The 23665-nt window shown below is 67.9% G+C and carries 23 protein-coding genes and 1 riboswitch; of the genes, 20 read left to right on the top strand and 3 right to left on the bottom strand.

All coding sequences use genetic code 11. The features are described from left to right. Window positions 1-211: 211 nt before the first annotated feature. Both BLR24_RS27670 and BLR24_RS27675 read right to left on the bottom strand, forming a co-directional pair. A complete protein-coding gene (locus BLR24_RS27670) occupies window positions 212-559 on the bottom strand; it encodes a cell division protein ZapA (RefSeq protein WP_093023457.1) in 348 nt (115 codons plus the stop codon). Next, a complete protein-coding gene (locus tag BLR24_RS27675; protein ID WP_093023459.1) occupies window positions 556-780 on the bottom strand; it encodes a DUF904 domain-containing protein in 225 nt (74 codons plus the stop codon). Before BLR24_RS27675 ends, BLR24_RS27670 begins: the two co-directional genes overlap by 4 nt. Before the next feature lie 69 nt (window positions 781-849). Continuing rightward, window positions 850-1095: riboswitch (cobalamin riboswitch) on the top strand. Window positions 1096-1187: 92 nt separating this feature from the next. Here BLR24_RS27675 and BLR24_RS27680 point away from each other — a divergent pair. The 12 genes from BLR24_RS27680 to BLR24_RS27735 all read left to right on the top strand — a co-directional run bounded on the left by BLR24_RS27680 (window position 1188) and on the right by BLR24_RS27735 (window position 11426). Beyond that, complete coding sequence (locus tag BLR24_RS27680) at window positions 1188-3137, top strand: TonB-dependent receptor domain-containing protein (protein ID WP_093023461.1); 1950 nt, start codon at window positions 1188-1190, stop codon at window positions 3135-3137. Window positions 3138-3176: 39 nt separating this feature from the next. Further along, window positions 3177-3758, top strand: coding sequence for a bifunctional adenosylcobinamide kinase/adenosylcobinamide-phosphate guanylyltransferase (locus BLR24_RS27685; protein ID WP_093023463.1), 582 nt, complete (start codon window positions 3177-3179; stop codon window positions 3756-3758). Beyond that, entirely contained in the window at window positions 3755-4624 is an 870-nt protein-coding gene (locus BLR24_RS27690; protein WP_093023465.1) for an ABC transporter substrate-binding protein, read from the top strand. The genes BLR24_RS27685 and BLR24_RS27690 overlap by 4 nt, the downstream gene beginning before the upstream one ends. Window positions 4625-4638: 14 nt before the next feature. Beyond that, a complete protein-coding gene (locus BLR24_RS27695) occupies window positions 4639-5649 on the top strand; it encodes a FecCD family ABC transporter permease (RefSeq protein WP_093023467.1) in 1011 nt (336 codons plus the stop codon). Then, window positions 5646-6428, top strand: a complete 783-nt coding sequence (locus BLR24_RS27700; RefSeq protein WP_093023469.1) for an ABC transporter ATP-binding protein — start codon at window positions 5646-5648, stop codon at window positions 6426-6428. Before BLR24_RS27695 ends, BLR24_RS27700 begins: the two co-directional genes overlap by 4 nt. A 29-nt stretch (window positions 6429-6457) precedes the next feature. Beyond that, window positions 6458-7027, top strand: coding sequence for a cob(I)yrinic acid a,c-diamide adenosyltransferase (gene cobO / locus BLR24_RS27705; RefSeq protein WP_093023471.1), 570 nt, complete (start codon window positions 6458-6460; stop codon window positions 7025-7027). Window positions 7028-7032: 5 nt separating this feature from the next. Then, a complete protein-coding gene (gene bluB, locus BLR24_RS27710; protein WP_093023473.1) occupies window positions 7033-7716 on the top strand; it encodes a 5,6-dimethylbenzimidazole synthase in 684 nt (227 codons plus the stop codon). 62 nt (window positions 7717-7778) lie between these two features. Continuing rightward, window positions 7779-8747, top strand: coding sequence for an adenosylcobinamide-phosphate synthase CbiB (gene cbiB / locus BLR24_RS27715; protein WP_254787628.1), 969 nt, complete (start codon window positions 7779-7781; stop codon window positions 8745-8747). After that, window positions 8744-9778, top strand: a complete 1035-nt coding sequence (locus tag BLR24_RS27720) for an aminotransferase class I/II-fold pyridoxal phosphate-dependent enzyme (RefSeq protein WP_093023477.1) — start codon at window positions 8744-8746, stop codon at window positions 9776-9778. The genes cbiB and BLR24_RS27720 overlap by 4 nt, the downstream gene beginning before the upstream one ends. Window positions 9779-9804: 26 nt before the next feature. After that, window positions 9805-10158: a CidA/LrgA family protein gene (locus tag BLR24_RS27725; RefSeq protein WP_093023479.1), complete on the top strand. Its 354-nt coding sequence runs from the start codon at window positions 9805-9807 to the stop codon at window positions 10156-10158. Then, the gene (locus tag BLR24_RS27730) at window positions 10155-10883 is read left to right on the top strand and encodes an LrgB family protein (RefSeq protein WP_093023480.1); all 729 of its coding nucleotides are present in this window, start codon (window positions 10155-10157) and stop codon (window positions 10881-10883) included. The genes BLR24_RS27725 and BLR24_RS27730 overlap by 4 nt, the downstream gene beginning before the upstream one ends. Before the next feature lie 66 nt (window positions 10884-10949). Beyond that, the gene (locus BLR24_RS27735; protein ID WP_093023481.1) at window positions 10950-11426 is read left to right on the top strand and encodes an OsmC family protein; all 477 of its coding nucleotides are present in this window, start codon (window positions 10950-10952) and stop codon (window positions 11424-11426) included. Window positions 11427-11447: 21 nt separating this feature from the next. Here BLR24_RS27735 and BLR24_RS27740 read toward each other — a convergent pair whose 3' ends face one another. Further along, window positions 11448-12362, bottom strand: coding sequence for a LysR family transcriptional regulator (locus BLR24_RS27740; protein ID WP_093023482.1), 915 nt, complete (start codon window positions 12360-12362; stop codon window positions 11448-11450). A gap of 184 nt (window positions 12363-12546) precedes the next feature. Here BLR24_RS27740 and BLR24_RS27745 point away from each other — a divergent pair, with 184 nt between their 5' ends. From BLR24_RS27745 to BLR24_RS27780, 8 genes are all read left to right on the top strand, one after another. Beyond that, complete coding sequence (locus tag BLR24_RS27745; protein WP_093023484.1) at window positions 12547-13428, top strand: alpha/beta hydrolase; 882 nt, start codon at window positions 12547-12549, stop codon at window positions 13426-13428. 150 nt (window positions 13429-13578) lie between these two features. After that, complete coding sequence (locus BLR24_RS27750) at window positions 13579-14829, top strand: efflux RND transporter periplasmic adaptor subunit (protein ID WP_093023486.1); 1251 nt, start codon at window positions 13579-13581, stop codon at window positions 14827-14829. A 40-nt stretch (window positions 14830-14869) separates the two neighbouring features. Further along, on the top strand, window positions 14870-18145 hold the full coding sequence (locus BLR24_RS27755) for an efflux RND transporter permease subunit (protein ID WP_093023488.1): 3276 nt from the start codon (window positions 14870-14872) through the stop codon (window positions 18143-18145). Between the two features lie 18 nt (window positions 18146-18163). Beyond that, on the top strand, window positions 18164-19657 hold the full coding sequence (locus BLR24_RS27760) for an efflux transporter outer membrane subunit (RefSeq protein ID WP_093023490.1): 1494 nt from the start codon (window positions 18164-18166) through the stop codon (window positions 19655-19657). Between the two features lie 79 nt (window positions 19658-19736). After that, window positions 19737-21176, top strand: coding sequence for a cobyric acid synthase (locus tag BLR24_RS27765; protein ID WP_093023492.1), 1440 nt, complete (start codon window positions 19737-19739; stop codon window positions 21174-21176). Further along, window positions 21173-22222: a nicotinate-nucleotide--dimethylbenzimidazole phosphoribosyltransferase gene (cobT, locus tag BLR24_RS27770; RefSeq protein ID WP_093023494.1), complete on the top strand. Its 1050-nt coding sequence runs from the start codon at window positions 21173-21175 to the stop codon at window positions 22220-22222. The genes BLR24_RS27765 and cobT overlap by 4 nt, the downstream gene beginning before the upstream one ends. Before the next feature lie 5 nt (window positions 22223-22227). Then, window positions 22228-23022: an adenosylcobinamide-GDP ribazoletransferase gene (locus BLR24_RS27775; RefSeq protein WP_093023496.1), complete on the top strand. Its 795-nt coding sequence runs from the start codon at window positions 22228-22230 to the stop codon at window positions 23020-23022. Then, window positions 23019-23570 (top strand): histidine phosphatase family protein, encoded by a 552-nt coding sequence (locus tag BLR24_RS27780; RefSeq protein ID WP_093023498.1) that lies wholly within the window; start codon window positions 23019-23021, stop codon window positions 23568-23570. The genes BLR24_RS27775 and BLR24_RS27780 overlap by 4 nt, the downstream gene beginning before the upstream one ends. Window positions 23571-23665: the final 95 nt, after the last annotated feature.

Here is a 23665-nt window from a genome sequence, read left to right on the forward strand (position 1 = left end):
TCTGCAAGTGGGCGCCGAACCCGCATCCTGAACCAGGGTTCAGGTGGGCGAGGGCAGCAAGACTTCGGGTTCATCTAACGCGAGATGATCACGCCCGTCAAGCGATGTACCAAGCCCGGCTCCGGAGAGCATTGGAACAAGGAAATATTAAGCCCGACGCGCACCGCAGACAGTTCGGATTTTACGCCTCTGGCGGACCGGACGCGGCCGCTCAGAGCAAATGATCATCGCCCGCGAGGGCTTGATCGAGTTTCTGGATGAGTTGCGCGGCCTTGGCATCGGCTTCGCCGGCCTCGCCGATTTCGCGCACGGGAGCCATGGCAGCAGGTGCGGATGCCGCTGCAGCCGCGGCGGCGGTCTGTTGCGCGGCCAGGTCGAAAGCCAGGTTCAACGAGGCCAGCACTGCGATGCGGTCGCGTGCTTTTACTTTGCCGGCATCGCGGATCTTGCACATGGCGGCGTCCACGCGATCGACCGCATCGCGCAGCTGCGCCTCGCCGCCATCGGGGCAGCCGAGCAGATAGCTCTGGCCCATGATCTGAACTTCAATCTGCTTCATGCGGGGGAATCTTCGGAAGGTGGTTCGGCCGGCAGCCGCTCGAGCAGCGCATCGAGGCGCGTGCGAGCCGCGGCGAGCCGCGACTTGAGTGCGTCGCGCTCGCGCGTGAGCGCTTCGACCTGCTCCTGCAGCAGCGCATTGGTGCGCTGCACCTCTTCATGACGCACGAGCAGGCGTTCCACACGCTCGGCGATCTGGTCGATGGGGCTGGAGGCGGGCATGGTTGGCGATTGTAGTTTCCCGCCGAACAACGGACGGCGCAACTTTTGGCTTACTGCGCCGGCGAAGGCCCTAAAATCCTGCCCGTTGGTGCCTGCGGCGTGGTTCACACGACGCGGTTCAACGGGAAGCAGGAGTGAACGCCCCCGGCGGAACCGGGCCGAAGCCGCCTGCGCTGCCCCCGCAACGGTCAAGCAGTCGACGCCGCAAGCGTCAATCTCATCCATCCAGCCACTGGGTGCCCTGAAACAGGCACCTGGGAAGGCGGTGAGGTCGCACTGCCAGCCCGGATACCGGCCAACGAGGCGGCTACCGCGTGCGCGATCGATATCGATGCACGAGGCAGCCATTGCGCCCAAACGCTGGCGGGGAGGCCGGCGACGGGCATAGACGTTCGTTCGCTCCATTCATGACTTCCTGTGATTCCCTTCCCCTCGGCCGTGTTCCCGCGCCCCGCCGCCGCCTTGCCTGCCTGCCGCTGGCGCTGGCCTCCGCTTTCGGCGGCATAGCCCTGTTTCAGCTGCCCTTCGCGGCGCATGCGCAGCAAGACGCAGCCGCTCCCGTACTCGGGGAAACCGTGGTCACGGCCAACCGCACGCCGCAGCCGTTGTCGGACCTGGTGGGTGACGTGTCGGTCATCGACCGGCAGACCATCGAGCGCAGCGGCGCGGTCGGCGTGGCCGATGTGCTGGCGCGCCTGCCCGGCATCGAGATCACGCGCAGCGGCGGCGTGGGGAACACCACCAGCCTTTACATTCGCGGCGCGGAGACGCGCTTCACGGCCGTGTACGTCGACGGCGTGCGTGTCGATTCGCAATCGACCGGCGGCGCCGGCTGGGAGAGCATTCCCCTCTCGCAGATCGACCGCATCGAAGTGCTTCGCGGCCCGGCTGCCGCGGTGTACGGCTCCGACGCTGTGGGCGGCGTGATCCAGCTCTTCACCAAGCGCGGCGAAGAAGGCGTGTCTCCCTATGCGGGCGTCGGCTTCGGCAGCCATGGCCTGCGCAAGGCCGAAGCCGGCGTGAGCGGAAAGTCCGGCGCGCTGGACTATTCGCTGGGTGTCGCGCATGAGGAGAGCAGGGGCTTCAACGTGCAGCCTCTGGACAAGCGCACACCCTCGAGAGACGGCTACACCAGCCCCGACCGCGACGGCTACCACAGCAACTCCGGCAACCTGCGGCTCGGCTACCAGCTCACGCCCGACCAGCGGCTCGACGCGACGCTGCTCTACAGCGATGTGGAAGCGGGCTATGACGAACAGGTCAGCGCCAGGGCCCGCCCGCCGATCCAGTTCAGGAACGACATCGGCAACAACACGCTGCGCACGGCCGGGCTTTCGTGGTCGGCCAAGTGGAACGATGTGTACAGCACGCGCGTGCAGGTCACCGATTCGCAAGCGGTTTACAAGACCCAGCCTTCGTTCTATCGCACCGAGACGAACCTTCGCGGCTACCTGTTCCAGAACGAATTCCGCTTCGGCCCGCACTTGGTGACGGCCACGCTCGAACGCCGTGAAGACGCGCTGGAAAATGCACCGACCACCTTCACCGGCCTGCTCGCGAGCAAGCGCTCGCAGGATGCAGTCTCGCTCGGCTACGGCTTCGTGCAGGGTGCCCATTCGCTCCAGCTGCACGTGCGCCGCGACGACGACAGCGAGTTCGGCGGCAAGACCACCGGCAGCGCGGCCTACGGCTTCTCGATCACACCCAAGCTGCGCGCTACGGTGTCGGCTGGAACTTCTTTCCGCGCGCCCACGCTGTACCAGCGTTTCAGCGAATACGGCACGCCCAGCCTCAAGCCCGAGTCGGGCCGCAACGTCGAACTGGGCTTGCGCTACACCGATGGCGGCACGCATGCGGGTATCGTGGTCTACCAGAACCGCGTCAACAATCTGATCGTGTTCGACGGCTCGGCCACCAACTGCCCTTCCGGCTTCGGCTGCTATGCCAGTACCGCGCGTGCCCGCTACCAGGGCGTGACGCTGTCGGGCGGCCACCGCATCGGCGACCTGACCTTGCGCGCCTCGGCGGATTTCCAGGATCCGCGCGACCTGGACACCGACCACCTGCTGGCGCGACGCGCCCGCCGTCACGGCACGCTGGGCGCCGACTGGCGCATTGCCGGCTGGACGCTGGGCGCCGAAATCCAATCGTCGAGCAAACGCTTCGACGATGCGGCCAACACCCGCACCCTGGGCGGCTACACGGTGCTGAACCTGGTGGCCAGCACGCAGATCACGCGCGACATCGGCCTGGTGGCGCGCGTGGACAATGTGGGCGACAAGGACTACACACTGGCGCGCGGCTACGCCACCGGCGGCCGCAACGCTTACATCGGCCTGAAGTGGACACCGCAATAAGCCAACCCGGCACAAACAGCGAACCCAGCGCTGCTGCGCATGCCCATGCTTGAGCACGAACTCATCCTCGGCGGCCAGAAGAGCGGCAAGTCGCGGCGCGCCGAACAGCGCGCCATCGACTGGCTGGCCGAGGCGCCAGCCACGCGGCGCGCGGTGCTCATTGCCACGGGCCAGGCCCACGACAACGAAATGCGCGAGCGCATCGCACGTCACCAGGCCGACCGCGCGCAGCGCGTGCCCGACATGCGCACCGTGGAGGAACCCGTCGAGTTGGCGCGCGAAATCGTCACCCAGAGTGCGGCCGACACGCTGGTGGTGATCGACTGCCTCACGCTCTGGCTCACCAACCTGCTGATGCCGCTGCGCTCCGAATCGGCGAGGCCGATCACGCGCACGCCGGCGACGCATGTCGCCATGCTGCTGGTCGCGCTGCGCGAAGCACGCGGACCGGTGGTGCTGGTCGGCAACGAGATCGGCCTGGGCGTGATTCCGCTTGGCGGCGAAACGCGGGCCTTCGTCGATGCGCTGGGGCGCCTCAACCAGGACGTGGCGGCCGCGTGCGGCCGGGTCACGCTGATGGTGGCCGGATTGCCGCTGACCTTGAAGGCGCCTGCCGCATGACAAGACACTGGATTCGCTCTTTCTCGCTCGCTATTGGCCTGGGCGTTTTCGCGCTGGCGGCGCACGCCCTCGACGTGGTCGACGAGCGCGGCGTGACTGTGACCTTGCCGCAACCGCCGCAGCGCATCGTCACGCTGCTGCCGTCGTTGACCGAAGGGGTCTGCGCACTGGGTGCATGTTCGCGCCTGGTAGGCATCGACAACTATTCCAATTCGCCGAACGCGGTGCTTGCCTTGCCTCGGCTGGGCGGCGGAATCGACCCCAATGTCGAAGCCATCGTGGCACTGCGGCCCGATGCGGTGCTGCTTGCCAAGTCGTCGCGCGTGACCCAGCGGCTCGAGGCGCTGGGCCTCAAGGTGGTGGTGCTCGAACCCAAGAGCCATGCCGACGTACGGCGCGTGCTCGACAAGCTCGACCAGGTGCTTGGTACCCGCGAGGCCGCGAACATCTGGCGCGTGATCGATGCCAGCGTGTCGGCCGCGGCAGAGTCGCTGCCGGCCGCCGCGAAGGGCCAGCGCGTCTACTTCGAGGTCAACAGCGCGCCCTATGCGGCCGGTGAGTCTTCGTTCATCGGCGAGACGCTCACGCGCCTGGGCATGAAGAACATCGTGCCGGCTTCGCTCGGCCCTTTTCCCAAGCTCAACCCCGAATACGTGGTGCGCGCCAATCCCGATCTCATCATGGTCAGCGTGCGCAGCGCAGCGGGCATGGAGCAGCGCCCCGGCTGGAGCGGCATTCGCGCGGTGCGCGAAGGGCGCATCTGCCGCTTCGATGCCGCAGAGGCCGACGTGCTCGTGCGCCCCGGCCCGCGCATGGACGAGGCCGCGAGGCTCATGGCCCGTTGCATCGCGGAGAAAGCCGGTTGAGCCGCGCGGATCTCATGCACACACACCATCGGCGCCGCGTCTGGCTCTTCGGCTTTGCCCTGCTGGGCGTGGGCTGCGCATTGGCGGTGTTCGGCCTGGGAATCGGCAGTACCGGCTTCCAAAGCCTGCTCGCGGCGCGGCACGATGCGGTGGCGTTGCAGATCGTGTGGGACATCCGGCTGCCGCGCACGCTCGGCGCGTGGCTTGCGGGTGCACTGCTCGGCCTCGCGGGTTCGGTGGCCCAGGGCTTGTTCCGCAATCCGCTGGCCGATCCCTACCTGCTCGGCAGCGCCTCGGGCGCCTCGCTGGGAGTGGCGGTGGCGCTCATGCTGTTCGGCGGCTCGGCCGCCAGCATGCAATGGGCGATGCGCCTGGGGCTCACTGGCGCGGCCTTCGTGGGGGCGGTGTGCGCGGTGATGCTCACGCTGATGCTGGCGCGCGGGGTGCAGCAGACCTTGCGGCTGCTGCTCGCCGGCGTGATCGTCGGCGTGGTGCTCGGCGCCGCCAAGGACCTGATCACCATCGCTTCGGCCGACATCCTGCAGGCCCTGCAGGGCTTCATCCTGGGCAGCACCGGCCTGGTCGGCTGGAGCGCGTGCGCGGTGATGGCCGCCGTCGGCGCGGTGTGCCTACTGCTGGGCTGGGCGCTCGCGCCGGTGCTCGATGGCCTCGCGCTCGGAGAAGCGACGGCGCGCAGCCTGGGACTTCCGCTCGGTGCGATGCGCGCCGCGCTGGTGGTGGTGCTCGCGCTGGCCACCGGCGCGGCCGTGGCGCAGACCGGCCTGATCGCTTTCGTGGGCCTGGCCGCGCCGCACCTCGTGCGTTCCGTGGTCAAGACAACGCACGCGGGATTGATCGTGCTGTCGGCCGCGATGGGCGGCTTGCTGCTGATGGCGGCCGACCTGCTGGCGCGCTGGCTCATTGCGCCGCAGGAACTGCCCGTGGGCGTGCTCACCGCCGTGCTCGGCGGCAGCTATCTGCTGTGGCTGATGCACAGGCGCGGCGCACGGGGCGGCGTGGCATGAGCACTCATATCCCCGCACTTGAAGCGCGCAGCGTGAGCGCCACGCTCGGCTCCGCCGAGGTGCTGCACGGCATCGACCTGAAGCTCGGCGCCGCGCGCTGGACCAGCGTGGTCGGGCCGAACGGCGCGGGCAAGTCGACCTTGCTCAAGGCGCTTGCGGGGTTGCTCCCGCACCGCGGCGAGGTCTTTCTTTTCGGCGAAGCGGCGGCCAAGGTGCCGGGGCGCGTTCGTGCGCAGCGCCTGTCGTGGCTCGGTCAGAGCGGCGCGGCGGGCGAGGGCGGTGCCGACGACCTGATGGTCTACGACATTGCCATGCTCGGCCGCCTGCCGCACCAGCGCTGGCTTGCCGCGCCGAGCAAGGCGGACCGAGAAGCGGTGGAGCGCGCGTTGCGCAGCACCCAAGCCTGGGAGTGGCGCGAACGGCCGCTCGGGCAGCTCTCGGGCGGCGAGCGCCAGCGCGTGCTGCTGGCCCGTGCGCTGGCCGTGGAGGCCGAGCTGCTGCTGATGGACGAGCCGCTCGCCAACCTCGACCCCCCGCACCAGTCCGACTGGATGCAGACCACGCGGGCCCTGGTGGCGGAGGGTCGCACCGTGGTCAGCGTGCTGCACGAACTCCCGATGGCGCTGGCCGCCGACGAACTGGTGGTGATGAATCACGGCCGCGTGGTGCACCATGGCGGCAGCAGCGACGCGGTCACCCACGCCGCGCTCGAAGAGGTGTTCGACCATCGCATCCGCGTGCACCGCGTGGCCGACCAGTGGATCGCACTGCCGAACTGACGAGCATCAACACAAGGCCTACATACATCATGCAAATCGAAACTCCCCCCACTGAAAAGCCGTACGACAAAGCCGAAGGCGAGCGCCGCGGCATCGTCATCGTCAACACCGGCGACGGCAAGGGCAAGAGCACCGCGGCCTTCGGCCTGGCGCTGCGTGCGCACGGCCGTGGCAAGGCCGTGAAGATCTACCAGTTCATGAAAGTGCCCTCGGCCCGTTTCGGCGAGCACCGCATGTTCGAGCAGCTCGGCATTCCGATCCAAGGCCTGGGCGACGGCTTCAGCTGGAAGAGCCAGGACCTCGAGCACTCGGCCGAGCTGGCGCGCGACGGCTGGGAAAAAGCCAGAGCGGCGATTCTGTCCGGCGAGTTCTTCCTGGTGGTGCTCGATGAGATTACCTATCCGCTCATCTACGGCTGGCTGCCGCTTCAGGGTGTGCTCGAAACGCTGCGCGCGCGGCCCAAGCACGTGCACGTGGTGCTGACCGGCCGTCGCTGCCCGCCGGAGATTGTCGAGCTGGCCGACACCGTGACCGAGATGGCCATGGTCAAGCACGCATTCAAGGCCGGCATTCCAGCGCAGCGCGGCATCGAGGATTGAGTTCGATGTCGCAAGCCTTCGCGGCCCACGAGGTGAGGGCGGTGTACCGCGCGATCCATGAGCGGCGCGACATGCGTCACTTCGCAGGGGGTCAGGTAGCGCCCGAGTTGCTGCGCCGGCTGCTCGAAGCGGCGCACCACGCGCCCAGTGTCGGATTCATGCAGCCGTGGCGGTTCATTCGCGTTCGCGACGGTGCCTTGCGCCAGCGTCTGCACGATGTGATCGAGCGCGAACGCGCGCTGACGGCCCGCGCCCTCGGCGAGCGCGAAGACGCGTTCATGCGGCTCAAGGTGCAGGGCGTGCTCGATGCGGCCGAACTGCTGGCCGTGTCGCTGGCCGACGGCCGTGAGCAGCATGTGTTCGGCCGACGCACCTTGCCGCAGATGGACCTGGCCTCGGCGTCCTGCGCCATCCAGAACCTCTGGCTTGCGGCGCGTGCCGAAGGGCTGGGCATGGGCTGGGTCTCGCTGTTCGATCCCGCCGAGGTGTCGGCCCTGCTGGGCCTGCCCGAGGGTGCGGAACCGATCGCGCTGCTGTGCCTGGGCCCGGTGCACGATTTCTACGAAGAGCCGATGCTGCAACGCGAACGCTGGGCCCGGCGCGAGCCCTTGTCGGCGCTGGTGTTCGACGAACGCTGGGGCCAGCCGTCGGACCTGTTTCCCACCCCGTCTTCCGTGGAGCCTGCCTGATGCTGGCCTTCGATGCCGTCCTGTTCGTCACCGCTGCCTGATTCGCGAGAATGACGGCTCCCATGCCCGCCTTTCCCCTCGAACACGCCCTGGCCGTCGCCACCGCGCTGTGGCTTGCGCTTGCCATCGACCGCTGGCTGGGCGAGCCCGCCGCGCGCTGGCATCCGGTGGTGTGGATGGGGCAGTACCTCGGCTGGATCGGCTCGCGCATCGCACCGCCGGTGGCCAAGGCTAAGCCGCGCGACCTGTCGCTCTTCTTGATCGGGGTGCTGACGTGGTGCGTGGGCGCGATGTGCGTGGGGGTGGTCGCCACCGGCGTGCAGGCCGCGATGGTGCAATGGCTGCCCGCATGGGCGCTGGCGATGGCGCTGGCCCTTGTGCTGAAGCCGCTTTTCGCGTGGCGCATGCTGCACGACGAAGTGCTCGCGGTCGAGGCGGCGCTGGGCGTTTCGCTCGATGCGGGGCGCGCGCAGCTGGCCCGGCTCGTCAGCCGCGATGTGTGCGCGCTCAGCGAGCGCGAGGTGCGCGAAAGCGCCATCGAATCGCTGGCCGAGAACCTCAACGATTCGCTGGTGGCGCCGATGTTCTGGTTCGTGCTTCTCGGCTTGCCGGGCGCGGCGGTCTATCGCTTCGCCAACACGGCCGATGCGATGTGGGGCTACCGCGGCGAACGCAACGGCCGCGACTGGACCTGGCTCGGCAAATGGGCTGCACGCGCTGACGACGTGCTTTCGTGGCTGCCCGCGCGGCTCACGGTGTTGCTGCTCGCGCTCGCGGCATGGCGATGGCCCTCCGGCATTGCGCGCGAGGCTCGCCGCACGCCGTCGCCCAACAGTGGTTGGCCGATGGCGGCAATGGCCGTTTTGCTCGGCGTGCGGCTCGCCAAGCCGGACGTCTATGCCCTGAATGCCGAAGGCCGCCAGGCCGATGCGGCCGATACGCATCGCGCCGCGCAGCTGGGCGGGAGGGCGGCGCTTTCGCTGGCCGTGTGTGCATCATTGGCGATCTTCGCGATCACCAGACAGCCATGACAGAGCCACACGAACACGCAAGCTTCGGAGCTGCGGCGCATGGCGGTCCGGACGAGACCGGTACCCCCTGGCACGATTTTTCGACCAATGGCAATGCCACGGGATCGTGCCCGGCAGTACTGGCGGCGCTGCGCGCGGCGGGCGCGGGCCACTATCCCGACCCTGCCTATGCCGGGCTGCGCGGCGCACTGGCGAAGTTTCATGGCGTGGCGCCGGAGCGCATCGTCATCGCGGCCAGCGCAAGCGAATTCATCCACCGGATCAGCGCCGCTTTCGGACAGGAGGGCGGCCACGAGGCCTGGCTGCCTCTGCACAGCTACGGCGACTACGAACGTGCGGCCTTGGCCTGGGGCCTTGAAGTGCTGCGGTCCCCCGAGCCGCACGGCGCGGCAGCGCTGCGCTGGTGTTGCGAGCCGTCGAGTCCGCTTGGCCAACCTCAGCCCGATCTCGCGTTGCATGCCAGAGCGGACGGCGGCCTCTGCGTGCTCGACCTGGCCTACGAGCCGCTGCGCCTCGAGGGCGCCGCATCGGTCGATGCGGCCGAGCGCAACCGCGTCTGGCAGCTGTGGACGCCTAACAAGGCGATGGGCCTCACCGGGGTTCGCGCGGCCTACGCCATCGCACCCGACGGCGCTGCGGCCGTGCCAATGTTAAAGCGTCTCGAACGCCTGGCCCCGTCATGGCCGGTGGGCGCCCACGGCGTGGCATTGCTCGAAACCTGGATCGGCACCGAAGCCCAAGCCTGGCTCGCGCAGAGCCTGCACACCCTGCGGGCATGGAAGGCGCAGCAGCTCAACCTCTGCGAATCGCTGGGGTGGCAATGGCTGCCAGGCGATGCCAACTTTTTCTGCGCCCGCACCAATGCGCCTTACCCGCGGTTCGCCGCCGCCCTGCGCGCCGAGGGCATCAAGCTGCGCGACTGCGCTTCCTTCGGCCTGCCGGGGTTCGTGCGGCTGGGCGTGCTGCCGCCGCAGAGCCAGCAGGCGCTGAAAGAAGCCTGGGCGCGCGCCGTCGCCTCGGCCGAACGTTGAAGGTCAATCCATCGCAGGACATCCGCATGCTCTACGCCATCACCACGCTCTTTCTTTGCCAACTGGCCGGTGAACTGCTCGTGCAGTGGCTGGGCCTGCCGATCCCGGGTCCGCTGATCGGCATGCTGCTGCTCTTCATCGTGCTGCTCGTTCGCGGCGGCGTGCCCGACGCGTTGAGCGAGACCTCAGGCCACCTGCTGCGCAACCTCATGCTGCTGTTCATTCCCGCCGTGACGGGGGTCATGCTGCATTTCGAGCGGGTAGGGCGCGAATGGCTTCCGTTCCTCGCGGCCGGCATCGTGGGGGCGGCCTTCACCATGACCGTGACCGCGCTCACCCTGCGCTGGATGATCCGCATCACGGGCAAGGACGCGGAATGAGCGCATCCCCGAAACTTTCCGAAATCTGGGTCTTCCTGGCGCAGTCGCCGCTGTTGTGGCTGTCGCTCACGCTGCTGGCCTACTTGGGCGCGCTGTGGCTGCACCAACGCAGCGGTGGCAGGCCGCTGGTCAATCCGGTGCTGGTGTCGGTGATCGCCATCGTGAGCGTGCTGCTCATCACGCGCACGCCCTACGACACGTATTTCGAAGGCGCCAAGTTCGTGCACTTCCTGATCGGCCCGGCCACCGTGGCGCTGGCCGTGCCACTTTACGGCCAGCTCGCGCGGCTGCGGCGCCTGTGGCTGCCGATCGGCGTGGCGCTGCTGGTGGGCTCGGTGGCTGCCATCGTGTCGGCCATCGGCATCGTCTGGGCGCTGGGCGGATCGCACGAACTGATGATGTCGCTCGCGCCCAAGTCAGCCACCATGCCGATCGCGATGGGCGTGGCCGAGAAGATCGGTGGGCTGCCGTCGCTTGCCGCGGTGGCGGCCGCCGTGGCGGGTATCTCGGGCGCCATCATGGCCACCGGCCTCTTGAACCTGCTGCGCATCGAGGAGCCCGCGGTGCGCGGCTTTGCGGTGGGCATGGCGGCGCACGGCATCGGCACCGCGCGCGCCATCCAGGTGAACGAAACGGCCGGCGCATTCTCTGCATTGGCCTTGGGGCTCAACGGCATCGCGACGGCACTGCTGGTGCCGTTGCTGGTCAGGCTCATGGGCGTTTGACCGCGTTCGCAGCCGATGGCCTCCTGACGCAAAATGGCGGCCACTATTTGCGCTGGAGAGCAAGGCATGGCCCAGTACACCGCAGAAATCCTCTGGCAGAGAGGCGAGCAGGACTTCCTCGGCAACACCTACAGCAGAAGACATTCGATGCGCTTCGATGGCGGCGCGGAGGTGCCCGGCTCCTCGTCGCCGCACGTGGTGCCGCTGCCGTTTTCCGATGCGGCAGCGGTCGATCCTGAAGAGGCTTTCGTCGCTTCGCTGTCGAGCTGCCACATGCTGTGGTTTCTCACCATGGCAATGAAGCGCAAGTTCAACGTCGACCGCTACTTCGACGCGGCGAGCGGCATCATGGAAAAGAACGCCGAAGGCAGGCTCGCGATGACGGTGGTCACGCTACGCCCGGAGGTCACGTTCTCTGGCGACAACCTGCCCACGCGCGAGCAAGTCGAGCACATGCACCATCGGGCGCACGAAGAGTGCTTCATTGCCAACTCGGTCAAGACCGAGGTACGTTGCGAGCCGGTGTTCGCCGCCGCCGACTGAACCGGCGGGCAGCGAACGAACTCATCGCCGCTGCAGCCGCGGGTTCTTCGCAAACAGTTCGGCCGCCCAATCCACGAACGCCCGCACTTTCGCGCTCAGGTGCCGGTTGGGCGGGTAGACCACGTGAATCGGCAACGGGTCGCGGTGCCACTCTGGCAGCACCTCGATCAGTTCGCCGCTTTCCAGCAGCGGCTCGGCCATGAAGGTGATGCACTGCGAAATGCCGAAGCCGCCGAGCACGGCCGCCATGTGGGCGTTGCTCTCGTTGACCGACACGCGATAGGGCCCGTTGAGCTCGATCGACTCGTCGCCCTTCTTGAACTCGTGCGGATAGGTGCGCCGCGTGCTGCCCGAAAAGTAGCTCACCACGTGGTGGCGCTTCTCGATGTCGTTGGGATGCTGCGGATGGCCGTAACGCTTGATGTACGCCGGCGACGCCACGGTCACGAAGTGCAGGGTCCCGATGCGCCGGGCCACCAGGGACTGGTCGCTGAGCTCGCCGGCCCGGATCACGCAGTCGACGTTGTCGGTGATGAGGTCGACCGTGCGGTCGCTCACGCCCAGGTCGACCTGGATCTCGGGGTAGCGGTCGCAGAAGGTGGCCAGCGCGGGCAGGATGATGAGCCGCGCCACCGAGGTGCCGACGTCGATGCGCAGCCGGCCCGTGGGATTGGCCTGCGCGTTGGTCATGCTCGCCTCGATGTCGTCGAAGTCGTTCAAGAGGCGTGCCGCGCGCTCGTAGTAGGCGGCACCGTCCGGCGTCACGGTGACGCGCCGCGTGGTGCGGTTGAGCAGCTTCACCCGCAGGCGCGATTCCAGCGCCTGGATCTGCTTGGTGACCGTTCCCTTGGGCAGGGCAAGCGAGTCCGCCGCCCGGGTGAACGTGCCTGCTTCCACGACGCGGACAAAGATCCGCATTGCCTGGATTTGATCCATTGATGACTGTTCCTGGGAGCCCGGCCATTGCCGGGAGGACGCGGATTCTCACACAAGGTGACAATCCCACAGCGTTTCCCGGATTGTTAGCGGTTTGGAAACAGAGTAGGGGCATGTTGCCTGTTTAACGCCACACTGGCCGCCTTATATTTCGACTATCGCCAATCCTCCTGAGGTTGCCTCCATGTCACCCCGTCCGTCGTCCCGCTCTGCCGAAGCCGCTGCTCTCGCCGCGGCAGAAGGCGTGGAAGCCGATCTTTCGATCGAGCTGCCCGGCCGCGACCCCGTGGGCGCCCGGGTGTATGGACAACGTCCCCGAGGTGAAACCGTGCCGCTGGTGCTCCATTTTCATGGCGGCACCTTCATTTGCGGCAACCTGGACAACGGGCGCAACGTGGCCCGGCTTTTGGCCGGCGCGGGCGCGGTGGTGGTGTCGGTGGCTTATCCGCTGGCGCCCGAATCGCCATTTCCGGAGCCTATCGAAGTGGGCTATGCCGCCCTCGAGTGGCTCTACAAGCAGCGCGTGAAGATCGGCGGCAAGGGCGCCCAGGTGTACCTGGCCGGCGAGGAAGCCGGCGGCAATCTGGCGGCCGGCGTGGCGCTGATCGCCCGTGACCGGGCGCATCCGCCGCTGGCCGGGCAAATCCTGCTGTCGCCCATGCTCGACCCGTGCGCGGGCACGGCGTCGCTGCGCAAGGCCACCAACGATGAGGCCGAATGCCGCTGGGCCAAGGGCTGGGAAAAGTACCTGAGCTGCCCGTCCAATGCGATGCACCCCTACGCGGTGCCGAGCGGATCGCTTCGGCTGTCTTCGCTGGCGCCCGCCCTGGTGCTGGTGGGCGCCGACGATGCGATGCGCGACGAGGCGATGACTTTTGCCGGGCGCCTGCGTGCGGCCGGTATCGACGTCACGAGCAGCGTGCTGCCCGGCGCCGCGAACTGGCCCAAGGCCCTGTACGACCCCGAGCCCTCAGGCTGCAAGGCATGCGAGGCCAGCGTGCAGCAGCACTTCCGCGAATTTTTCAGTGCCACCACGCCGCCTCCCGTAGCGCCTAAGCCCAGCTAGGTGGTCCGGTCGCGGCAGCCTGGCTGACGACGCGACGCCGCCCCTCGGCTCACCGGTAACCCCGGTCATTTTCGAGTTCCGCCTCCTGGTGCCACAAGCACCGGGAAGGCCTGTTGCATCCCAAGAAGTCATCGAGAAGGACGAATCATCATGTCGAACAACAATCAAAAACTTTCTTCCGCCGCCCGCAAGGGCCTGTGGCCCGGCGTGACCGGTCTCACTGCCGTGCTGGCCGTGGCCGCCGCCGTGCTGGGCATGCACAGCTTCAAGGCCGAGGCCACCGCGCCTGCGGCGGCGCAACAGGGCACGCCGGTCTCGGTGGCGGCCGTGGCGTCGAGCGAGATCAATGCCTGGGACGAGTTCTCGGGCAGGCTCGAGGCGGTGCAAAGGGTGGACGTGCGCTCCCGCGTGGCGGGTGCCGTGCAGGCGGTGCACTTTCGCGAAGGCGCGCTGGTGAAGCAGGGCGATCTGCTGATCACCATCGACCCCGCACCCTACGCGGCCGAAGCGGAGCGCGCCGAAGCGCAGGTGGCATCGGCCCAGGCCCGCCAGGCGTTCAGCCGCAGCGAGCAGGAACGTGCCAAGCGCCTGTGGGACCAGCAAGCCATCGCCCAGCGCGAATACGACGAGCGCGTGAACGCCAGCCGCGAGGCCGACGCCAACCTGCGCGCTTCGCAAGCCTCGCTGCAATCGGCGCGACTGAACCTCGGCTACACCCAGGTGCGTGCGCCCGTATCGGGCCGCATCGGCAAGCTCGAAGTGACCGTGGGCAACCTGGTGGCCGCCGGCCCTGGCGCGCCGGTGCTGACCACGCTGGTGTCGGTGAGCCCGATCTACGCGAGCTTCGATGCCGACGAGCAGGTGATCACGCGGGCCCTGAAGGACTTGCCGAGCGGCTCCAGCGCCCGCGGCCAGATCGAGAGCATTCCCGTGCAGATGGGCACCGCCGGTGTCGACGGCACGCCTTTCCTGGGCAAGCTGCAACTGATCGACAACCAGGTCGACGCCCGCAGCGGCACGGTGCGCGTGCGTGCCTCCTTCGACAACAAGGATGGCGCGCTTATCCCCGGCCAGTTCGCCCGCATCCGCATGGGCCAGGCACGCAGCGACTCCGCGCTGCTGGTGAGCGAGCGCGCCATCGGCACCGACCAGAACAAGAAGTTCGTGCTGGTGGTGGGCGAGGACAACAAGGCGACGTACCGCGAAGTGACGCTCGGCGCATCCATCAACGGCCTGCGCGTCGTGAGCAAGGGCCTGAAGGCCGGCGATCGCGTGGTGGTCAATGGCCTGCAGCACATCCGCCCCGGCGCGCTGGTGGTCCCGCAGACGGTGACGATGGACGCCAAGGCCGACACCAAGCAACAACAACCGGAACGCGTCGCGGAAGCCGCGAAGTCCTGAACTCGGAGGGGAGCGCGTTTGCGCTCGCCGGAGAAACAACATGAATCTCTCTAAATTCTTCATCGACCGGCCGATCTTTGCCGGCGTGCTGTCGCTATTGATACTGATAGCCGGCCTGATTGCGCTCCGCGGACTGCCGATTTCCGAATACCCGGAAGTCGCGCCGCCCTCCGTGGTGGTGCGCGCCCAGTATCCCGGCGCCAACCCGAAGGTGATTGCCGAAACCGTTGCCACGCCGCTCGAAGAGCAGATCAACGGCGTCGAAGGCATGCTCTACATGGGCAGCCAGGCGACCACCGACGGCGTGCTCACGCTCACCGTCACCTTCCGCCTCGGCACCGATCCCGACAAGGCACAGCAGCTCGTGCAGAACCGCGTCTCGCAAGCCGAGCCGCGCCTGCCGGAGGAAGTGCGTCGCCTCGGCATCACGACCGTCAAGAGCGCGCCTGACCTGACGATGGTGGTCCACCTTGTTTCGCCGAACGACCGCTACGACATCAACTACCTGCGCAATTACGCGGTGCTGAACGTGAAGGACCCGCTCGCGCGCATCGAAGGCGTGGGCCAGGTGCAGATCTTCGGCGGCGGCGACTATTCGATGCGCGTCTGGCTCGACCCGCAGAAGGTCGCGCAGCGCGGCCTCTCGGCCAGCGACGTGGTGGCTGCGATCCGCGGCCAGAACGTGCAGGCGGCAGCCGGTGTGGTCGGCGCTTCGCCGGGCCTCTCGGGCGTGGACATGCAGCTCTCGATCAATGCGCAAGGGCGCCTGCAGAGCGAGGAAGAGTTCGGCGACATCATCGTCAAGAGCGGCACCGACGGCGCCGTGACCCGCCTGCGCGACATCGGCCGCCTCGAGATGGGCGCCGCCGACTACTCGCTGCGTTCGCTTTTGAACAACGACCCGGCCGTCGGCATGGGCGTGTTCCAGGCACCGGGCTCCAACGCGCTCGACATCTCGTCCAACGTTCGCAAGACGATGGCCGAGCTCAACAAGAACATGCCTGAAGGTCTGGAATACCGCATCGCCTACGACCCGACGCAGTTCGTGCGCGCGTCGATCGAATCGGTGATCCACACGCTGCTCGAAGCCATCATGCTGGTGGTGCTGGTCGTGATTTTGTTCCTGCAGACGTGGCGCGCGTCGATCATTCCTCTGCTGGCCGTGCCGGTGTCGGTGATCGGTACTTTCGCGGTGCTGCACGTCCTCGGCTTCTCGATCAATGCGCTGAGCCTGTTCGGACTGGTGCTGGCCATCGGCATCGTGGTGGACGACGCCATCGTGGTGGTGGAGAACGTGGAGCGGAACATTGAGGCGGGATTGACGCCGCGTGAAGCCACTTACCGTGCGATGCGCGAAGTGTCCGGCCCCATCATCGCGATTGCGCTGGTGCTGGTGGCCGTGTTCGTGCCGCTCGCTTTCATCAGCGGCCTCACGGGGCAGTTCTATCGCCAGTTCGCGGTGACCATCGCGATCTCGACGGTGATCTCGGCTATCAACTCGCTCACACTGTCGCCCGCTCTCGCTGCCTTGCTCCTTCGCAGCCACGATGCTCCCAAGGATGCGCTGACGCGCGGCATGGACAAGGCCTTCGGCTGGCTGTTCCGCGGCTTCAACAGGCTCTTCAGCCGTGGCTCGGAAGCCTACAGCGGCGGCGTCAAGAGCGTGATCTCGCGCAAGACGCTGATGCTGGTCATCTACCTCGCGCTGATCGGCGTGACCTTCGGTCTCTTCAAGGCAGTGCCCAGCGGCTTCGTGCCGGCGCAGGACAAGCAATACCTGATCGGTTTTGCCCAGCTGCCCGACGGCGCCACGCTCGATCGCACCGACAACGTGATCCAGCGCATGGGCGAGATCATGAAGAAGAACCCGAACGTGGAAGACGCCATCGCCTTCCCGGGCCTGTCGATCAACGGCTTCACCAACAGCTCGAACTCGGGCATCGTGTTTGCCACGCTCAAGCCCTTCGACCAGCGCAAGCGCGCCGACCAGAGCGGCGGTGCAGTGGCGGGGCAACTCAACGGCGCCTTCGCCAGCATCCAGGATGCGTTCATCGTGATGTTCCCGCCGCCACCGGTGGCGGGCCTGGGCACCACGGGCGGCTTCAAGCTGCAGATCGAAGACCGCGCCTCGGTCGGCTACGACCAGATGGACGCGGCGGTGAAGGCGTTCATGGCCAAGGCCTATGCCGCGCCCGAGCTCACGGGCATGTTCACGAGCTGGCAGGTCAACGTGCCGCAGCTGTATGCGGACATCGACCGCACCAAGGCGCGCCAGCTCGGCGTGCCGGTGACGGACATCTTCGACACCATGCAGATCTACCTCGGCAGCCTGTATGCGAACGACTTCAACAAGTTTGGCCGCACGTACAGCGTGCGTGTGCAGGCCGATGCTCCTTACCGCGCCCGCGCCGAAGACGTGGGCATGCTGAAGGTGCGCTCCAGCTCGGGCGAGATGGTGCCGCTGGCCGCGCTGATGAAGGTCAACTCGACCTTCGGCCCAGAACGCGCCATGCGCTACAACGGCTACCTTGCGGCCGACATCAACGGCGGCCCGGCCCCGGGCTATTCGTCGGGACAGGCGCAGGATGCGATCGCCAAGATCGCGGCCGAGACGCTGCCCAAGGGCGTGAGCTTCGAGTGGACCGAGCTGACGTACCAGGAAATCCTGGCCGGCAACTCCGCCTTCCTGGTGTTCCCGCTTGCCATCCTGCTGGTGTTCCTGGTGCTGGCCGCGCAGTACGAAAGCCTGACGCTGCCCATCGCCATCATCCTGATCGTGCCCATGGGCATCCTGGCCGCGATGACGGGCGTATGGATATCGGGGGGTGACAACAACGTCTTCACGCAGATCGGGTTGATCGTGCTGGTGGGGCTGAGTGCGAAGAACGCGATCCTGATCGTGGAGTTCGCACGGGAGCTGGAGTTTGCGGGCCGGACACCGATCCAGGCCGCGATCGAAGCCAGCCGCCTGCGCTTGCGCCCGATTCTTATGACCTCGCTGGCCTTCGTGATGGGTGTGCTGCCCCTCGTGCTGTCGACCGGCGCGGGCTCGGAAATGCGCAAGGCCATGGGTGTGGCGGTGTTCGCCGGGATGATCGGCGTGACGGCCTTCGGCCTGTTCCTGACGCCGGTGTTCTATGTGCTGATGCGCCGCCTTGCGGGCAACCGTCCGCTCAAGTTGCACGGCGACGTGCCGCACGGGGAAGACTTCGTTTCGGCGGCGCATCCGGCTGCGCCGTCCCACGGAGGTTCCGGCGGTGGCGGGCTGCACCCGCTGCCGGCTGCGCCGCGTCCTTCGCACGGCTCGCATGACTGATCGAGAAGAAAGCTCATCATGAAATTCTCAGTACAACCTTGGGTCAAGCCACTTCGCACCGCCTTGCTGCCGCTGGTGGCAGCCCTGGCATTGGCCGGCTGCGCGAGCGTTCCCTCCGGCGTGCCGGAGATCCAGACCACCGCCCAGTTCAAGGAACAGGGCGCCGCGCCACCGGCCGGCTGGACGCGCGCCGTGCCTTCCGAGGCGCAGGCTCGCGGCGCCTGGTGGCTGGCATTCAATGACCCGGTGCTCAACACGCTGGTCGAGAAGGCCGACGTCAACAACAACAACATTCAGGCCGCCGCGGCTCGGCTCGCGGAAGCCCGCGCCCTGGCACGCAGCGCCAACGCCGACCGCATGCCGCAGATCGGCCTGAGCGGCGGCGCCAACCGCGGCGCGGGGCTCGACAAGGCCACGGCCAGCACCCGGCCGGCCACCATGACCAACATCGGGGCCACGTTCTCGTACGAGCTCGACCTGTTTGGCCGGCTCTCGGGCGCGAGCAATGCGGCCAAGCTCGATGCGGCAAGCCGCGAAGCGCTGCTGCAAAGCACGCGCCTTGCGGTGCAGGCCGAGGTGGCCCAGACCTATCTGCAACTGCGTGCGCTCGACGCCGAGCGCGCGCTGGTGCGCGAGCAGGTCGAGGCCTACCGCGACACGCTGCGCCTGACGCAGCGCAGGCAGCAGGCCGGCGACATCGCCGAGCTCGACGTGGCGCGCGTGCAGACCGAGGTGTCGTCCACCGAGTCGGACGCGCTCGCGCTCGACCGGCAGCGTGCCCAGGTCGAGCATGCGCTCGCGGTGCTGGTGGGCGATTCGGCCTCCAGCTTCGGCCTGCGGACCGACGAATGGGCCACCGCGCTGCCATCCGTTCCGCCCGGCGTGCCGGCCACGGTGCTCACGCGCCGCCCGGACGTCTCGTCCGCGCAGAACGCCGTGCTTGCAGCGCAGGCGCGCGTGGGCGTGGCGCAGGCGGCATGGTTCCCGGACATCTCGTTGACCGGCGCCGCCGGCTATGCATCTCCGGAGATCGGCGACCTGTTCAAGTGGTCGGCCCGTTCATGGGGCGTGGGCGCGCTGCTCTCGCTGCCGATCTTCGACGGCGGCCGCCGCGAAGCCGGCGTGCAGGGCGCCAATGCGCAGCTCGACGGCGCGCTCGCGAACTATCGCAACCAGGTGCTGGTGGCGTTTCAGGAGGTTGAAGACCAACTGTCCGCCATCCGCATCCTGCAGGAGCAGTCGACCGTGCAGGCCCAGGCCGTCACGTCGGCCCAGCGCGCGACCAGTTTGTCCGACACGCGCTACCGCAATGGCTACATCAGCCAGCTCGACCTGCTCGATGCACGTCGCAGCGAATTGCGCAACCGGCGCCAGGCGCTGCAGGTGAAGTCGGCGCAGTACCAGGCGGCCGTGGGGCTGATCCGCGCCATCGGCGGCGGCTGGGAAGTGCCGCCGGCCACGGCGCAAGGACAGCCCGGCGGGGCTGCCGTGCTGCAGACCGCGGCACGCTGAACACCAAAGGGGCGCAAGCCCCTTTTTCTTTGCCGCTTCCGCTTCGGAAACGGCATGCGGCGGCAACGACAATAGCCGCATGACAACCCGATGCGTGATGGTTCTGGGCACGACCAGTGGCGCCGGCAAGAGCTGGCTGGTCACGGCACTGTGCCGCTGGTATGCGCGGCAGGGCCTCAAGGTTGCGCCTTTCAAGGCGCAGAACATGAGCAACAACGCCCGCGTGGTCGACGGCGGCGAGATCGGCAGCGCACAATATTTCCAGGCGCTGGCGGCGCGCGCCGCACCCGACGTACGCATGAACCCGCTGCTGCTCAAGCCCGAACGCGACACCCACAGCCAGGTGGTTCTGATGGGGCAAGTGAGTGAGGAGCTCACGTCCATGCCCTGGCGCAGCCGCAGCGAGCGCGTCTGGCCGCAAATCGCAGAGGCATTCGATTCGCTGCGCGCCGAGAACGACGTGGTGGTGATCGAGGGTGCGGGCTCGCCGGCCGAGATCAACCTGATGGCGAGCGACATCGTCAACCTGCGCGTCGCCCGCCATGCCGACGCCCGCTGCCTGCTGGTGACCGACATCGACCGCGGCGGCGCCTTCGCGCATCTCTACGGCACCTGGGCATTGATGCCCGAGAGCGACCGCGCGCTGCTGCGCGGCTTCGTGCTCAACAAGTTTCGCGGCGATGCATCGCTGCTGGCGCCTGCGCCAGAGCAGCTGCAGGCGCTGACCGGCATCGCCACCGTCGCGACGCTGCCGATGTGGTGGCAGCACGGTCTACCGGAAGAAGACGGCGTGTTCGACGACCGAAGTTATGCGAGCGGCGCCGTGACGCGCACGGTGGCCGTCGTGGCCTATCCGCGCATCAGCAACCTGGACGAATTCCAGCCGCTCAAGAATGTGCCCGGTGTCCGCCTGGTCTGGGCGCGCACGCCGTCGGACGTGGCCGGCGCCGACTGGATCGTGCTGCCCGGTTCCAAGCACACCAGCGGCGATCTCGCCTGGCTGCGCGCGCAGGGCCTGGACCGCGCCATTGCCGCACATGCGGCCGCCGGCGGCGCTGTGCTGGGCGTGTGCGGCGGCTTGCAGATGCTCGGCGAGGCGCTGGTCGACCCGCACGGCATCGACGGCAATGCGCCCGGCCTCGGCCTGCTGCCGCTGGTGACCGTGTTCGAGCGCGAGAAGACCGTGCGCCACCGGTCCGCCAGCTTTGGCGAGGTGAGCGGACCATGGGCTTCGCTTTCGAACGTGCCGGTGGCGGGCTACGAGATTCACCACGGCCAGACCGCGATTCACCCGCAGATGGCGCAGGACGGAAGCGCCGTGATGCCCGAGGGGCTGGCATGGCAGAACGCGCGCGGCAATGTGCTGGGCCTTTACCTGCACGGCCTGTTCGAGGATGCGGCCGCGCTGCACGCGCTCTTCGGCGCGGAGGCCCCCACGCTCGATGCCACCTTCGACGGTTTGGCCGATTTCATAGACACCCACTTCGAGCCCGGCGTATTGCAGGGCCTGATCGCATGACCGATAACAACCACACCATTCCCTCCATCGCCGACATCCACGACGACGCCCTGACGGCGCGTCTGCAGAGCGCGATCGACAACAAGACCAAGCCGCTCGGCGCGCTGGGCCGGCTCGAAAGCCTGGCCTTGCGGCTCGGCCTCATCCTGGGCAACGAAACGCCGGCGCTTGAAGCGCCCCAGATGCTGGTGTGCGCGGGCGACCACGGGCTGGCGGCGCGCGGCGTCTCGGCGTTTCCGAGCGACGTGACCTGGCAGATGGTCGAGAACTTCCTGGCCGGCGGCGCGGCCGTGAGCGTGCTGGCGCGCCAGCATGGACTGGCACTCACGGTGGTCGACTGCGGCGTGCGGCGCGACTTCCAGGCCCGTCCGGGGCTGGTGTCGCGGCGGATTGCCGCCGGTACCGCCGATGCATCGGCCGGCCCGGCGATGACGGCCGCGCAATGCGCCGAGGCCATTGCCAACGGCCGCGACGTGGTGCGCGTGCTGCCCGGCAATGCTTTGCTGTTGGGCGAGATGGGCATCGGCAACAGTTCGGCGGCGGCGATGCTGCTTGCGCGGCTGGCCCAGCTCGATATCGACGCCTGCACAGGCTCCGGCACAGGGCTCGACGCCGCGGGATTGGCACGCAAGCGCACGGTGCTGCGCGAAGTGCTGGCGCTGCATGCATCGGCGGTTTCGCCGCTGGATGCGTTGGCTGCATTCGGCGGTTTCGAAATTGCCACGCTCGTCGGCGCGGTGCTGCAGGCGGCACACGAACGCCGGGTGATCGTGGTCGACGGTTTCATCGCGAGCGCCGCGATACTGGTCGCACAGGCGCTGCAGCCGCATGTCGCGCAGCGCTGCGTGGCCGCGCACAGCTCGGCGGAGCCGGGGCATGCGCTGCTGCTGAAGCATCTTGGGCTGGAGCCCTTGCTGAACCTGGACCTGCGCCTTGGCGAAGGCTCGGGCGGCGCGCTGGCCTGGCCGCTGCTCGAATCGGCCTGCCGCATCCTGCGCGAAATGGCGAGCTTCGAAGCGGCGGGTGTGTCGCGCAAGGACGCCTGAACTTGATGAATGGCGTTCGCCACTACCTGCTGGCCCTGCAGTTCTTCACGCGCGTGCCGGTGACCGGCCGGCTTGCCGAATGGGTCGGGTTCAGTCCGAAGATGCTGCGTGCGAGTGCGGCGCATTTTCCCGGCGTCGGCTGGCTGGTGGGTGGCGTAGGCGCGGCCGTTTTCGTGCTCGCGCTACAGGGCTTGCCGGGCATGGCGGGTGCACTGGCCGCGGCGCTGCTGAGCATGGCCGCGACGGTGCTTCTGACCGGCGCGTTTCATGAAGACGGGCTCGCCGACGTGGCCGACGGGTTGGGCGGAGCATCCGACCGGAGCCGCGCGCTGGAGATCATGAAGGATTCGCGCATCGGTGCCTTCGGCGCCATTGCGCTGGTGCTGGCGCTTGGTCTGAAGGCTGCGCTGCTCGCTTCGATGGCGGGGCAGGGCGCGCTGGCGCTGGCAGTTGCCATCGCCAGCGCGCATGTGCTTTCGCGGCTGGCGCCGCTGTTCCTGATCCGCTGGTTGCCGTACGTGGGCGATGCCGGCGCGAGCAAGGCCAAGCCGCTGGCCGATGCAATCGGCGGTGGTGCCTTGCTGGTCGGTGTGCTCTGGTCGGTGCCTGCCGCCGGGCTGCTGCTGTTGACGCAAGGCCCCGCAAGAACGATTGCCGTGGCGGTGGCGTGCGCGCTGGCCGCGCTGGTCATGGCACGCATGTTCCGGCGCAGGCTGCAGGGCTTCACCGGCGACGGGCTCGGCGCGACGCAGCAGGTGTGCGAGCTTGCGATCTATCTCGCGCTGGCGTGGCAGGCATGAAGCTGTGGTTGGTGCGCCATGCACAGACTGACGCCGCGCCCGGTCTTTGCTACGGCGCGACCGACGTGTGCGTGCCGGCCGAAGCGACGTTGGCTGTGGCGGAGGCCGTGGTGTACCGCCTGCCGGCAGGCATTGCGTTGGCGCACTCGCCCTTGCGGCGCTGCGCCGAACTGGCCCAGGCCATCGGCACGCTGCGACCGGACCTCGCGGTAAGCGCCGACGCGCGCCTGGCCGAAATGGACTTCGGCGCCTGGGAAGGCCAGCCCTGGTCGTCCATCGCTCGCACCGAGTTCGACGCGTGGACCTGCAATTTCGCCGAAGGCCTTCCGGGCGGCCACGGCGAAAGCACGGCCCGTTTCATGCAACGCACGGGCGCTGCATTCGACGAGTGGCGCGCGTCGGGGCAGGACGCGGTGTGGGTCACGCACGCAGGCGTGATGCGCGCGGTGCAACTGCTGCACCGTGGCGTGCGGCGCATCGACAGCGCCACGCAATGGCCGTCGGAGCCCATTGACTACGGGGCGTGCCAGCTGATCGAATGCAGCTGATGGAAAGCGACAAGGCGGCCTGCTGCTGTCGTTACCGCGATGCCGAAACCGCCCACAAACGAACGCCTCTACGTACGCCTCCACGACGACCTTTT

The organism is Variovorax sp. OV700 (assembly GCF_900099805.1).
In the GTDB taxonomy this organism is placed as follows: Bacteria; Pseudomonadota; Gammaproteobacteria; order Burkholderiales; family Burkholderiaceae_C; genus Variovorax.

Excerpts from the sequence above, each read along its gene's own strand:
- BLR24_RS27695 (WP_093023467.1), top strand. The coding sequence starts at position 4,639 with ATGCACACACACCATCGGCGCCGCGTCTGGCTCTTCGGCTTTGCCCTG.
- BLR24_RS27740 (WP_093023482.1), bottom strand. The coding sequence starts at position 12,362 with ATGGATCAAATCCAGGCAATGCGGATCTTTGTCCGCGTCGTGGAAGCA.
- BLR24_RS27735 (WP_093023481.1), top strand. The coding sequence starts at position 10,950 with ATGGCCCAGTACACCGCAGAAATCCTCTGGCAGAGAGGCGAGCAGGAC.
- BLR24_RS27745 (WP_093023484.1), top strand. The coding sequence starts at position 12,547 with ATGTCACCCCGTCCGTCGTCCCGCTCTGCCGAAGCCGCTGCTCTCGCC.
- BLR24_RS27760 (WP_093023490.1), top strand. The coding sequence starts at position 18,164 with ATGAAATTCTCAGTACAACCTTGGGTCAAGCCACTTCGCACCGCCTTG.
- BLR24_RS27685 (WP_093023463.1), top strand. The coding sequence starts at position 3,177 with ATGCCCATGCTTGAGCACGAACTCATCCTCGGCGGCCAGAAGAGCGGC.
- BLR24_RS27775 (WP_093023496.1), top strand. The coding sequence starts at position 22,228 with ATGAATGGCGTTCGCCACTACCTGCTGGCCCTGCAGTTCTTCACGCGC.
- cobT (WP_093023494.1), top strand. The coding sequence starts at position 21,173 with ATGACCGATAACAACCACACCATTCCCTCCATCGCCGACATCCACGAC.
- BLR24_RS27690 (WP_093023465.1), top strand. The coding sequence starts at position 3,755 with ATGACAAGACACTGGATTCGCTCTTTCTCGCTCGCTATTGGCCTGGGC.
- BLR24_RS27730 (WP_093023480.1), top strand. The coding sequence starts at position 10,155 with ATGAGCGCATCCCCGAAACTTTCCGAAATCTGGGTCTTCCTGGCGCAG.
- cbiB (WP_254787628.1), top strand. The coding sequence starts at position 7,779 with ATGCCCGCCTTTCCCCTCGAACACGCCCTGGCCGTCGCCACCGCGCTG.
- BLR24_RS27720 (WP_093023477.1), top strand. The coding sequence starts at position 8,744 with ATGACAGAGCCACACGAACACGCAAGCTTCGGAGCTGCGGCGCATGGC.
- bluB (WP_093023473.1), top strand. The coding sequence starts at position 7,033 with ATGTCGCAAGCCTTCGCGGCCCACGAGGTGAGGGCGGTGTACCGCGCG.
- BLR24_RS27725 (WP_093023479.1), top strand. The coding sequence starts at position 9,805 with ATGCTCTACGCCATCACCACGCTCTTTCTTTGCCAACTGGCCGGTGAA.
- BLR24_RS27780 (WP_093023498.1), top strand. The coding sequence starts at position 23,019 with ATGAAGCTGTGGTTGGTGCGCCATGCACAGACTGACGCCGCGCCCGGT.
- BLR24_RS27765 (WP_093023492.1), top strand. The coding sequence starts at position 19,737 with ATGACAACCCGATGCGTGATGGTTCTGGGCACGACCAGTGGCGCCGGC.
- BLR24_RS27700 (WP_093023469.1), top strand. The coding sequence starts at position 5,646 with ATGAGCACTCATATCCCCGCACTTGAAGCGCGCAGCGTGAGCGCCACG.
- BLR24_RS27670 (WP_093023457.1), bottom strand. The coding sequence starts at position 559 with ATGAAGCAGATTGAAGTTCAGATCATGGGCCAGAGCTATCTGCTCGGC.
- BLR24_RS27750 (WP_093023486.1), top strand. The coding sequence starts at position 13,579 with ATGTCGAACAACAATCAAAAACTTTCTTCCGCCGCCCGCAAGGGCCTG.
- BLR24_RS27755 (WP_093023488.1), top strand. The coding sequence starts at position 14,870 with ATGAATCTCTCTAAATTCTTCATCGACCGGCCGATCTTTGCCGGCGTG.
- cobO (WP_093023471.1), top strand. The coding sequence starts at position 6,458 with ATGCAAATCGAAACTCCCCCCACTGAAAAGCCGTACGACAAAGCCGAA.
- BLR24_RS27675 (WP_093023459.1), bottom strand. The coding sequence starts at position 780 with ATGCCCGCCTCCAGCCCCATCGACCAGATCGCCGAGCGTGTGGAACGC.
- BLR24_RS27680 (WP_093023461.1), top strand. The coding sequence starts at position 1,188 with ATGACTTCCTGTGATTCCCTTCCCCTCGGCCGTGTTCCCGCGCCCCGC.